At 74.6% G+C, this 10,691-nt stretch carries 15 protein-coding genes; 7 read left to right on the top strand and 8 right to left on the bottom strand.

The genetic code is table 11. The annotated features are described in order from the left end of the window. The 3 genes from Q8R60_15930 to Q8R60_15920 form a co-directional block, all read right to left on the bottom strand. The coding region (locus Q8R60_15930; protein ID MDP3713966.1) for a protein kinase at positions 1 to 753 on the bottom strand (753 nt) is incomplete at its 3' end. 78 nt (positions 754 to 831) lie between these two features. Next, positions 832 to 1,089: a DUF3017 domain-containing protein gene (locus tag Q8R60_15925; GenBank protein ID MDP3713965.1), complete on the bottom strand. Its 258-nt coding sequence runs from the start codon at positions 1,087 to 1,089 to the stop codon at positions 832 to 834. Continuing rightward, positions 1,086 to 1,520: an ACT domain-containing protein gene (locus Q8R60_15920; GenBank protein ID MDP3713964.1), complete on the bottom strand. Its 435-nt coding sequence runs from the start codon at positions 1,518 to 1,520 to the stop codon at positions 1,086 to 1,088. Before Q8R60_15920 ends, Q8R60_15925 begins: the two co-directional genes overlap by 4 nt. 153 nt (positions 1,521 to 1,673) lie before the next feature. On the opposite strand from Q8R60_15920, the gene Q8R60_15915 reads away from it, so the two are divergent. Further along, complete coding sequence (locus tag Q8R60_15915) at positions 1,674 to 2,288, top strand: FHA domain-containing protein (GenBank protein ID MDP3713963.1); 615 nt, start codon at positions 1,674 to 1,676, stop codon at positions 2,286 to 2,288. A 6-nt stretch (positions 2,289 to 2,294) separates the two neighbouring features. On the opposite strand, the gene Q8R60_15910 is transcribed toward Q8R60_15915, so the two are convergent. After that, on the bottom strand, positions 2,295 to 3,158 hold the full coding sequence (locus Q8R60_15910) for a tetrahydrofolate dehydrogenase/cyclohydrolase catalytic domain-containing protein (GenBank protein MDP3713962.1): 864 nt from the start codon (positions 3,156 to 3,158) through the stop codon (positions 2,295 to 2,297). A 35-nt stretch (positions 3,159 to 3,193) separates the two neighbouring features. Here Q8R60_15910 and Q8R60_15905 point away from each other — a divergent pair, with 35 nt between their 5' ends. Further along, on the top strand, positions 3,194 to 3,619 hold the full coding sequence (locus Q8R60_15905; GenBank protein MDP3713961.1) for a hypothetical protein: 426 nt from the start codon (positions 3,194 to 3,196) through the stop codon (positions 3,617 to 3,619). Between the two features lie 24 nt (positions 3,620 to 3,643). On the opposite strand, the gene purH is transcribed toward Q8R60_15905, so the two are convergent. Continuing rightward, the gene (purH, locus tag Q8R60_15900; GenBank protein MDP3713960.1) at positions 3,644 to 5,200 is read right to left on the bottom strand and encodes a bifunctional phosphoribosylaminoimidazolecarboxamide formyltransferase/IMP cyclohydrolase; all 1,557 of its coding nucleotides are present in this window, start codon (positions 5,198 to 5,200) and stop codon (positions 3,644 to 3,646) included. Beyond that, entirely contained in the window at positions 5,197 to 5,793 is a 597-nt protein-coding gene (purN, locus tag Q8R60_15895; GenBank protein ID MDP3713959.1) for a phosphoribosylglycinamide formyltransferase, read from the bottom strand. The genes purH and purN overlap by 4 nt, the downstream gene beginning before the upstream one ends. Before the next feature lie 110 nt (positions 5,794 to 5,903). Between purN and Q8R60_15890 the strand changes: the two genes are divergently transcribed. From Q8R60_15890 to Q8R60_15875, 4 genes are all read left to right on the top strand, one after another. Beyond that, the gene (locus Q8R60_15890) at positions 5,904 to 6,260 is read left to right on the top strand and encodes a DUF2752 domain-containing protein (protein ID MDP3713958.1); all 357 of its coding nucleotides are present in this window, start codon (positions 5,904 to 5,906) and stop codon (positions 6,258 to 6,260) included. A 76-nt stretch (positions 6,261 to 6,336) separates the two neighbouring features. After that, complete coding sequence (locus Q8R60_15885) at positions 6,337 to 6,849, top strand: RDD family protein (GenBank protein MDP3713957.1); 513 nt, start codon at positions 6,337 to 6,339, stop codon at positions 6,847 to 6,849. 230 nt (positions 6,850 to 7,079) lie between these two features. Next, on the top strand, positions 7,080 to 7,340 hold the full coding sequence (locus tag Q8R60_15880; protein MDP3713956.1) for a DUF4190 domain-containing protein: 261 nt from the start codon (positions 7,080 to 7,082) through the stop codon (positions 7,338 to 7,340). Next, on the top strand, positions 7,337 to 7,759 hold the full coding sequence (locus Q8R60_15875; protein ID MDP3713955.1) for a hypothetical protein: 423 nt from the start codon (positions 7,337 to 7,339) through the stop codon (positions 7,757 to 7,759). Before Q8R60_15880 ends, Q8R60_15875 begins: the two co-directional genes overlap by 4 nt. Before the next feature lie 143 nt (positions 7,760 to 7,902). Here the strand turns inward: Q8R60_15875 and Q8R60_15870 are convergent, their stop codons facing one another. Beyond that, entirely contained in the window at positions 7,903 to 9,081 is a 1,179-nt protein-coding gene (locus Q8R60_15870) for a DUF6350 family protein (GenBank protein MDP3713954.1), read from the bottom strand. A 181-nt stretch (positions 9,082 to 9,262) separates the two neighbouring features. On the opposite strand from Q8R60_15870, the gene Q8R60_15865 reads away from it, so the two are divergent. After that, positions 9,263 to 9,646 carry a hypothetical protein gene (locus Q8R60_15865; protein MDP3713953.1) on the top strand — a complete coding sequence of 128 codons (384 nt, stop codon included), beginning with the start codon at positions 9,263 to 9,265 and terminating at the stop codon, positions 9,644 to 9,646. A gap of 66 nt (positions 9,647 to 9,712) precedes the next feature. Here the strand turns inward: Q8R60_15865 and sucD are convergent, their stop codons facing one another. Further along, positions 9,713 to 10,609 (bottom strand): succinate--CoA ligase subunit alpha, encoded by an 897-nt coding sequence (gene sucD / locus Q8R60_15860; GenBank protein MDP3713952.1) that lies wholly within the window; start codon positions 10,607 to 10,609, stop codon positions 9,713 to 9,715. Between the last annotated feature and the right edge of the window lie 82 nt (positions 10,610 to 10,691).

Here is a 10,691-nt window from a genome sequence, read left to right as displayed (position 1 = left end):
GCCCTCGGCAGCGAGCAGCGCCGCGAGGCCCGTCGGCGCGTCGGCGGGCGGCAGCGGCGCGAGGCCCCGCAGCCCCGGGAGGTCCGCGAGCGCGTCGCGCGCCTGGGCCGCGGTCGGACGCCCGCAGGGGTCGTCGAGGAGCAGCGGCTCGATCGCCTGCTGCAGCGGGCGCGGGAGCCCGTCGGGCAGCGTCTCCACACCCGACAGCAGCACGCACAGCAGCCGACCTGCGGCCAGGACGTCCTCGGTCGGCACCGCGCGGCCGCGCACGAGGGCTGCGGTCCCGTAGCCCGTCAGCCGGGTCACCGGCCGCAGCGGGACGTCAAGGTCGACGAGCACGTCGCGCTCCCGCAGCGCGCCGTGGACCAGTCCCGCGGCGTGCAGGTCCGAGAGCGCGTCGAGGACGTCGACCACCAGCGACACGGCCTCCCGGGGCGCGAGGGTGCCGCCTGCCTCGGCCCGCAGCGCGCAGAGGTCGCTGCCCCCGACGCGGTCGCGCACCACCCCGATGCCGTCCGCCTCCACGACGAGGGCCTGCACCCGCACGAGGTGGCGGCCGGACACCGCGCAGAGGACCGCCTCCCCGGTGTCGCAGCGGGTGCGTACCGCAGGGTCCGTCGCGAGCGCCTCGTCGAGCAGCTCCACGGCGACCGGCGCGTCGTCGGCGCGGCGGGTGCCGACCCGGACCTGCCCGAAGCCGGTGCGTCGCAGGGGCTCGCCCACGTCGTAGCGGTCCCCGAGCACCCGTGTCATCGCGCCCCCGCCACGAGCGCAGGGTAGGGCCGCGGGTGCCCCCGGTCGGGGAGGTCCGGCCGCCGGCAGGAGTCCGGGTCAGGCGGTGGTGGGCACCGTGCTGGCGAGCAGCACCAGTGCGAAGCCGAGCACCAGCAGCACGGCGGCGTCGACCGGTCGGCTGCGCACGACGAGCAGCCCCGCCGACCGAGCGGGCAGGGACAGGCGCAGCCCGCCGCCGAGCAGCAGCCCCAGGCCGATCACGAGCACGCCGGTCTGCCACGCCGAGAGGCTGACCGCGACGAGACCGGCGGCGACGACGGCGAGCACGCTGAGGGCGGGGACGAGGGTGATCACGGGTTCGTCGTCCCAGGCCGGGCGGCGGGCGGGGCCGCACCGCGCAGGACGTCCACGGCGAGGTCGGCCTGCGCTGCGCGCACCAGCACGTGGTCGGTCGTGAAGCCCGCCAGCGAGGTGAAGGGGATCTGCGCGCCCGCGAGCCGGGTCGCGACATCTGCCAGGAAGCCGACGAGCTCCCACGGAAGAGGACCCGGGAAGGTCACCCGCCGCCACCCCAGCTCGACGGTGAGGGGGACCTCCCCGTCGTACGCCTCCAGCGCCGCCTCGGCACAGACCAGCGTCACCTCGTCCTCTGCCACCACGACGGCGCTGAAGCCCTCCGGCCGGTGCGGCGGGAGCCACCCCGCCGGCCACCTGCTGACGGCCAGGTGCGTGGGGTCGAGCTCGGGATGGAGGTCGACCGGGCCGTCCGGAGCAGCAGCCGTCACACCGCCGACTCTAGGCCCGAGCAGGTGTGACGAAGAGCGCCGGGCGTGTGAGGACGGGTCGGTGGGGTACGGGTTCATCGAGGTCAGCCGGACCTCACCTCCGTGCACCGCCCGCCTGACCCCAGCGGCCGGACGACCAGGAAGGACCGCCTCGTGGACACGCCTCACCTCCGGCTGGAGGAGACCGGCGACACGCACCCCCTCAAGGAGGGGGTGACCACAGTCGGCCGCGGCGACGGGGTCGACATCGCGATCGACGACCCGAGCGTGTCCCGCCTGCACTGCGAGATCGTGCGGCGCGGCATCCACGTCTACGTCTCCGACCTGGGGCTGTCCTCCAACGGCACCCGCGTCAACGGCCGCCCCGTCGGACGCCGGGTCCTGCAGGAGGGCGACGTGCTGAGCTTCGGCATGGCCCGCAGCCGCGTCGGTGGCCTGCCCGCCGTCCGCGAGTCCGATGACACCGTCGAGCTGCGCCGCATCTCCGCTCCCGACCTCACCCGCCGCGAGGTCGAGGTCCTCACCGCCCTGTGCCGTCCGGCCCTTCAGCAGGACGCCTTCGTGGCGCCCTCGACGGCCAAGGACATCGCCGACGAGCTGGTCGTCACCGAGGCCGCGGTCAAGCAGCACCTGCTCCGGCTCTACCAGAAGTTCCGCATCGCCGAGGGCGTCAACCGCCGCGCGCGGCTGGCCAACGAGGTCATCAGCGCGGGCGTCGTACGCCCCCTGCCCAACGAGGACGACGCCGACGTCCGCAGAGCTGGCTGACCTTTCTCAGACCAGGCCGGCGCGGCGCTCCGCTGCCTCGACGCAGTTCTTGAACAACATCGCGACCGTCGTCGGGCCGACCCCGCCGACCCGCGGCGTGATCGCGCCGGCGACGTCGTTACAGGCCTCGTCGACGTCGGGCAATAGCTTCTTGCCCTCGTAGCGGACGCCGCCGCCGACGACCGTCGCGCCCGGCGTGATGTGCTCGGGCTGCAGGATGTAGGGGACGCCGACCGCGGCGATGACGACCTCGGCCCGACGGGTGTAGTCGGCCCAGTTCGGCACGCCGGTGTGGACGACCGTGACCGCGGCGTTGGCGGTGTCGCGCTTCTGGCTCAGCAGCAGCGCCAGCGGACGGCCCAGCGTCGTACCCCTTCCGAGGATGCAGACCTCGCGCCCGGCGACCGGGATCTCGTAGTGCGCGAGCAGCGCCTCGATGCCTGCGGGCGTGCACGGCACCGGGCCGGGCATCGACAGCGCCAGACGGCCCATGTTGACAGGGTGCAGGCCGTCGACGTCCTTGTCGGGGTCCATCTCGAGCAGGGCGGCCTCGAAGTCGACCTGCTTGGGCGTGGGGTGCTGCACGAGCATCGCGTCGCACGAGTCGTCGTCGTTGAGCCGGCGGATCGCGGCAACGACGTCGGCCGTCGTCGCGTCGCTGCCCAGGCGCTCGTGGGGGCTCGTGAAGCCGAGCTCGGTGGCCTTGGCCATCTTCATCCCGACGTAGCCGGCGCTCGCGCTGTCGTCGCCGACGAGCACCGTCCCGAGGCCGGGGGCGTGCCCAGCCTGCTTCAGCCGCGCGATGCGGGGGACGAGGTCGGCGAAGACGGCGTCGGCGACGGGGGCTCCGGGCAGCAGGCGTGCGGTCACAGGCCGGGAGACTAGCCCTCACTAGGCTGGTGCCCGTGATCACGCCGCCGCTGTCCCAGAGGCTGCTCTACCGCCTGGTCGGTTGGCGGCTCGGCCCGGACCACCGCGAGTGGGTCTACGCCGACCTCAAGAGCAAGCGCTGGGTCATGCGCCAGCTGCGGCTGCTGCTGCCGGTCTTCGTCGGGGCGATGACGCTCGTGTTCGTCGCGACCGGCTCCTCACCGACCCGCCTCGCCTTCCCCGCCTTCGCGCTGGTGGTGCTCTACACGTTCCTGCGCAACCCGCTCGTCGCGCGCGCGCTCAAGCAGCAGGGCCTGACGCTCGATGGGGAGCCCGACCCGAAGGCCGCGAGCTGGTACGCCGACGACGAGGCTCGGCGCAGGCAGAACGTCTCCGGCGCGACGACCATCGGGGCCGTCTTCGCCGCCGGCCTCGTCTACCTCGCCCTCACCAGCGACTGACCCCGCCCCGCCGGGCCCACCCCGTCAGTGGGCGAAGTGGCGGGTGCCGGTGAAGTAGAGGGCGATCCCGGCAGCCTCCGCCGCAGCGATGACCTCCTCATCGCGCACCGATCCGCCCGGCTCGACGACGGCGCGCACGCCCGCGTCGAGCAGGACCTGCAGCCCGTCGGCGAAGGGGAAGAACGCGTCCGACGCCGCCACCGAGCCGGCGGCCCGCTCGGCCGCGCGGGCGACCGCGAGCCGCGCCGCGTCGACCCGGTTGACCTGGCCCATGCCGACCCCGACGGTCGCGCCACCGCTGGCGAGCAGGATCGCGTTGGACTTCACGGCCCGCACCGCCCGCCACGCGAAGGCGAGGTCGGCGAGGGTCTCGGCGTCGACCGGCGCGCCGGTCTTCTGCTCCCACTGCGCGGGGTCGTCACCGTCGGCGTCGACGGCGTCGCGGGACTGCAGCAGCACCCCGCCGCTGATCGGCCGCAGCTCGATGCCACCGCGGTCCGCGGGCGGCGGGCAGACCAGCAGCCGGATCGACGGCTTCTTCGACAGCACCTCGACGGCACCGTCCTCGTAGCCGGGGGCCACCACGACCTCGGTGAACACCTCCGCGACCTGCTCGGCCATCGCGAGCGAGACCGGCACGTTGGTCGCGATCACGCCGCCGAACGCGCTCACCGGGTCGCAGGCGTGGGCCTTGCGGTGCGCGTCGGCGACGTCGCTGCCGACGGCGATGCCGCACGGGTTGGCGTGCTTGATGATCGCCACCGTCGGCTGGTCGCCCTGGTCGAAGGCGGCCCGGCGGGCGGCGTCGGTGTCGAGGAAGTTGTTGTAGGACATCGGCTTGCCGTGCAGCTGCTCGGCCTGCGCGAGGCCCTGCTCCTGCCCGGTGTAGAGCGCCGCCCGCTGGTGGGGGTTCTCGCCGTAGCGCAGGACGTCGGCCCGCGCCCACGTCGCGCCGAGGAAGTCCGGGAAGCCCTCGGACGCGCCGCTCGCGTCGTAGGAGCTGGCGAACCACGAGGCCACGGCGACGTCGTACGACGCGGTGTGCTGGAAGGCGAGCGCCGCGAGCCGGCGGCGCTGCTCGAAGGTGAAGCCACCGGAGCGCACGGCCTCGGCGACCTCGGCGTAGCTGTCCGGGGAGACCACGACCGCCACCGACGGGTGGTTCTTCGCGGCCGCTCGAACCATCGTCGGGCCGCCGATGTCGATCTGCTCGACGCACTCGTCCGGAGCGGCACCCGACGCGACCGTGTCGGCGAAGGGGTAGAGGTTGACGATGACGAGGTCGAAGGGCTCCACGCCGAGCTCGGCGAGCTGCTTCACGTGGTCGTCGAGGCGGCGGTCGGCGAGGATCCCGGCGTGCACCTTCGGGTGGAGCGTCTTGACCCGGCCGTCGAGGCACTCCGGGAACCCGGTCAGCTCGTCGACGGCCGTGACCGTGACGCCCGCGTCGCGCAGGCGCGCGGCGGTGGAGCCGGTGGACACGACCTCGACGCCGGCGGCCGCGAGCGCGGCGCCGAGCTCCTCGAGTCCGGTCTTGTCGTAGACGCTCACGAGGGCGCGCGTGACGGGGATCTGGCTCACAGGACGACGGTCCTTCCTTCGACGGTCCAGCCGCCACGGGCCAGGCGGCCCACGGCGTCGACGTAGAGCGGCTGCTCGACGTCCTTGATGCGGGAGTGCAGGGCGGCCTCGTCGTCGCCGGGCAGCACCGGGACGGCGGCCTGCGCGACGATCGGACCGGTGTCGACACCGGCGTCGACGAGGTGGACCGTGACGCCGGCGAGCTTGACCCCGTGGGCCAGCGCGTCGGCGACCGCGTGCGCGCCGGGGAAGGCGGGCAGCAGCGCCGGGTGGGTGTTGACCAGGGTGAAGCGCTCCAGCACTGCCGGGCCGAGGATCTTCATGAAGCCGGCGCACACCACCAGGTCCGGCGCGTGCGCGGCGATCGCGTCGGCCAGCGCCGCGTCCCAGTCGGCACGCTCGGTGAAGTCCTTCAGGCGTACGACGAAGACCGCCGTCCCCACCGCCTGGGCGCGCGCGAGCGCGCGCGCGTCGTCGCGGTCACTGCCGACGGCCACGACCTCCGCGCCGTAGGCGGGGTCGGCGCACGCGTCGAGCAGCGCCTGCAGGGTCGCGCCCTCGCCGGAGGCGAGCACCACGAGGCGGGCAGGCAGGACGGGCTCCCGATGGAGTGGGCGGTGCCGGGGAAGGCGCGGAGGGTCAGCGCGGCAAGGCGAGACTACCGATCCCGCGCGGGCGGCCGCCGGCGAGGCAGCATGTGCCCGTGACTCCGTGGAGCGAGACCGCCCTGCGCCTCGGCGCGATGGCGGCCGCCGCCGGTGCGGTCGCCGCGGTCCACGCCGCCGGGATCCCGACCCCGGCCTGCCCGTGGCGGTCGGTCACCGGTCTCCCCTGCCCGCTGTGCGGGGCGACCACGGCGGTCGTGGCGCTCGCGCACCTCGACGTCCCTGCGGCGCTCGCCGCCTCCCCGGTGGCCCTTGCCGGCGCGGCCGCGGTGGCCGCCCTGCCGGTCCTGCGCCCGCGCGCCGACCGCCTCCCGGCGCGGCTGCGCGCAGGCCTTGTCGTCGTACTCCTCTCCGTGTCGGAGGTCTGGCAGCTGGTCCGGCTCGACGTCGTCTGAGCGGGTTGCTGCACGATCGGTCCCCGAGGCGCGAGGATGCGCGCGAAGGGGAGCCGCTCCCCGACGAGGAGGAACCGTGACCACACCGTCCGACCCGTTCGCGCCCGAGCCGACCCCGGGCTACGGCGCATCCCCGCCCGGCTACGGCGACCCGTTCCCCGGTGGCGCGCCCGGTGGCGTGCCCGCCGGTGGGCCGTTCGGCCAGCCCGGCGGCCCCGAGCTCGCCGGCTGGGGCTCCCGCGTCGGGGCGTCCCTGATCGACGCGACCCCCTTCATCGGCGCGGCCGTGCTCGGTCTCGTGAGCGACGCGCTGGGGCTCATCGCGAACCTCGCGGCGTTCGTCTTCTTCTTCTACAACCTCTACCAGCAGGGCGTCACGGGCCAGACGATCGGCAAGAAGACGGTGGGCCTGTCGCTGCGGACCGAGGCCGACGGCTCCTTCGTCGGCGGCGGGCTGTCGATCGGGCGGGCCTTCGTGCACATCCTCGACGCACTGCCCTGCTACGTCGGCTACCTGTGGCCGCTCTGGGACGCCAAGAAGCAGACCTTCGCCGACAAGATCCTCAAGACCGTCGTCGTCAAGGTCTGACCGTGTCGACGCCGCAGGACCCCTACGCTCCGCCGCCCGGTTGGGGGACTCCCCCAACCGGCGGTGGCGCGCCGACGCCACCGCCGGCGCAGCCGTCGGGGTGGGACCAGAAGCAGCCGGCCTACGGCGCCCCGCCGCCCGGCTACGGCCAGCCCCCGCCCGGGTGGGGTCAGCAGCCGCCGGGCTGGGGCCCGCCCGGTGGCGCGCGGCCGACCAACACCTTGGCCATCGTGTCGCTGGTGCTGATCTTCACCATCACGCCTGTCGCGCTCGTCACGGGCATCATCGCCCGCAGGCAGATCCGCGAGACCGGCGAGGCCGGCGACGGCATGGCGCTCGCGGGCATCATCTGCGGCGCGGTCAGCATCGTGCTGGGCATCCTGATGATCGTCGGATTCATCCTGCTGTTCTCGTTCGCCTCCACCGTCGAGAGCGACTTCTCCGAGCCGGTCGAGTTCGGCCTGCGGTTGCTGGCACGCTGGGGGGCGTGACCGCACCACTGCCCTGGGCCCGCCAGCCCGGCCCCAGCACCTGGGGCACCGGCCCGACCGGCGGCACGGCACCGCAGCCGCTCGACGGGCCGCCCCAGGTCAGCACGCTGCCGCTCGCCCTCGGTGGGCTCGGCCTCGTGCTCTTCCCGTTCCTCGGCGGGCTGCTGCTCGGCCTGCCGGCCCTCATCCTCGGCCTGCGTCGTCGGCGCCGCGCCCAGCGGGCCGGTCGGCGCGACGGCCGCTCCACCGCCGGCGCCGTGCTCGGGGGGATCGCGCTCGCCGCGACGGTCGCCTTCACGGCCTACGTCGCGACCAGCCCGGCGTTTCGCGACTACCTCTCGTGCGTGCAGGACGCGGACAGCGACCAGGAGGTCTCCCGCTGCGAGGCCGCCCTGCGCGAGCGCGTCAGCGGCGGCTGACCCGCCCGCCCCGCCCGGCCCCGCCCCGCCCCGCGTGATCATCAGGGGATCTGCACGCGACACGCCGGCGGATGCCGTGCAGATCGCCTGGTGATCATGACCGGGGCCGGCGCGCGCCGGGTGGGGACCGGGTAAGGGCGGGGTCAGCGGCGATGGCGGAGGGCGGCGGTGGCGGCGGCCACGACGCCGACCTCGGCCGCGATGACCAGGCCGACCAGCCAGGCCGTCGGCCCGACCTCGGTGAGCCGGCCGTCACCGAGCGGCCCGCCGGCGAGCAGGCACAGCAGCGCCATCGCCGCGCCGGCGAGGGGCCCGGTCAGCGCCGCGTCGCGCGCGGCGAGCAGCGGCCCCGGCGCGGACATGCAGCGGCCGGCGAGGACACCGGCGAGGACCGGCACGGCGAGCACCGCGACCACGAGCAGCACGGGCGCGGGACCGGAGGGCAGGGCCGCGAGCAGCGGCAGCGCGGGGACGGCTCCGAGCTCGTGCGACAGCGGGGCGACGACGGTCCCGATCCCGACGGCGAAGCCCGGACCGGCCACCCACGCCGCTCCGAAGACGACCGCGTTGGGCACGAGGGCGAGGCCGAGCAGCAGCAGCGCGACGCCACCCACCGCACCCGGTGCGGATGCGCGGGCGAGGTCCGCGGCGTCGTCGAGGTGGAGCAGCAGCGACACCGCGCCGAGCACCGCACCGGCCGCGAGCAGCACGAGCACGGCACTGGTCGCGCCGCGCACCAGCGCCACCACCCGGGCCGACACCTGCGGCCGCAGCCCGGTGGTCCGCACCGCCCCGACGCTGGTCCCGAGGGCCGCGACGACGAGCGACCCGAGCAGCGCCTGGACGGGAGCAGGGGCCACCGCATCGGTCGTGGCGAGGCTCGCCACGACGGCAGCCACCACGGAGTACGGCGCAGCGACCGCCCCCGCGAGCAGTCCGAGCTCGCGCCAGGTCCGCACGTCGCACTCGCGGGCGGCGTGCGCGCCGGCGCGGGCGAGCAGCAGGAACGGCACCGCGGCCAGGCCCAGCGGTGACAGGCCGAGCGCACCGCCGCTCACCGTCAGCGTCGTGGAGTGCGCGACCAGCCAGAGCTGCCCCGCAGCCCTCACCGCGTCACCGGCCCCGGAGCCGGACCGCGAGTCCGCCGCCCAGGCCACCAGCACCGGCACAGCCAGTGCCACGAGCCCCGCCAGGGCCGCCCACAGCGCGGCGGTCAGACCGCCGGTCAGCGGGTGGCGCTGCGGCGTCGTAGGCCGGCTCGGCCGCGGCAGCCCGGCCCGCAGCGAGGGGCGCTCGAGGTTCCGGTCGAGGGTGTCGGTCATGGCCCCTCGACTGTCGCAGCCGCAGCACCCGAACCCGGCCAGAAACGCCGTGCAACCTCCGCCTCGTCGTCCACGCAGTCGCCCGGCGCACCCGTACGGGTGAACGCACGCCCTCGCCGCGACGTAGGCACCTGTGCTGACGCATCATGACCGAGTCGGGGGCGACTCTCGAGGAGAGCACGTGCACTGGCGCTTCACGCAGGTGGCCCTGCGCCGCTACCTGCGCAGGACGTACGACGCCAAGCTGGCCGCCCAGCTGGGCTCCTCACCCATGCTGGAGGACCTGGCCGCGGCCCACGAGGTGGCGAAGCGGCACGCGCTGGCCACCGCGGAGGGACCGTTCGAGACCGGGCCGTCGGGCCCGGTCCGGACCACGGGGCGCACCGACCGGGCGGCCCGCGGGCTCATCGAGCGGGCCGCGAAGCCGCACGGCGTCGACCCGGACGAGCTGCGCGAGGTCCGCGACCGCGAGCAGGCCCGCATCCGGGCCGCCTTCCTCCAGGCGCCCGCTGCCCGCACCCCCGCGGACGACGAGCAGAGGGCCGCGGCCCGTCGCAGGGCCTGACACGACTCGCGACACGACGAAGGCCCGCGCACAGAGCGCGGGCCTTCGTCGTACGTGCTGTGGCTGCTAGAGCGCGGCCATGATCTCGCGCATGAGCTCGGCAGTGGCGGACGGCGTCTTGCCAACCTTCACGCCGGCGGCCTCGAGGGCCTCCTGCTTGGCCTGCGCGGTGCCCGAGGAGCCGGAGACGATGGCGCCGGCGTGGCCCATCGTCTTGCCCTCGGGGGCGGTGAAGCCCGCGACGTAGCCGACGACCGGCTTGGTGACGTGGTCCTTGATGTAGTCCGCCGCCCGCTCCTCGGCGTCGCCGCCGATCTCGCCGATCATCACGATCGCCTTGGTGTCCGGGTCGTTCTCGAACGCCTCGAGGGCGTCGATGTGGGTGGTCCCGACGATCGGGTCGCCGCCGATGCCGATGGCGGTCGAGAAGCCGTAGTCACGCAGCTCGAACATCATCTGGTAGGTCAGCGTGCCCGACTTCGACACCAGGCCGACCGGGCCGGAGCCGGAGATCGTGGCCGGCGTGATGCCGGCCAGCGCCTCGCCCGGCGTGATGATGCCCGGACAGTTGGGCCCGATCATCCGGGTGGACTTGCCGTCCAGGTAGGCGAAGACCTCGGCGGTGTCCTGCACGGGCACGCCCTCGGTGATGACCACGAGCAGGCCGATGCCGGCGTCGATGGCCTCGATGCAGGCGTCCTTGGTGAAGGTCGGCGGCACGAACGCGACCGACACGTCGGCGCCGGTCTCGGCCATCGCCTCCTTCACGGAGCCGAACACGGGGAGCTCGACGTCGTTGCCGTCGGCGTCCTTGTGCGCGACCGTCGTACCGGCCTTGCGGGCGTTGACGCCGCCGACGACCTGGGTGCCGCACTTGAGCATCAGGGCGGTGTGCTTGGTGCCCTCACCGCCGGTGATGCCCTGAACGATGACCTTGGAGTCCTTGTTGAGGTAGATAGACATGTCTTCGTCCCTTACGCGTTCGCGAGCTCGGCGGCCTTGTCGGCCGCTCCGTCCATCGTGTCGACCAGGGTCACCATCGGGT

The organism is Mycobacteriales bacterium, assembly GCA_030697205.1.
In the GTDB taxonomy this organism is placed as follows: domain Bacteria; phylum Actinomycetota; class Actinomycetes; order Mycobacteriales; family SCTD01; genus JAUYQP01.
The sequence above is the reverse complement of the archived record's forward strand: the minus strand, read 5'-3'. Positions and strand labels throughout refer to the sequence as shown.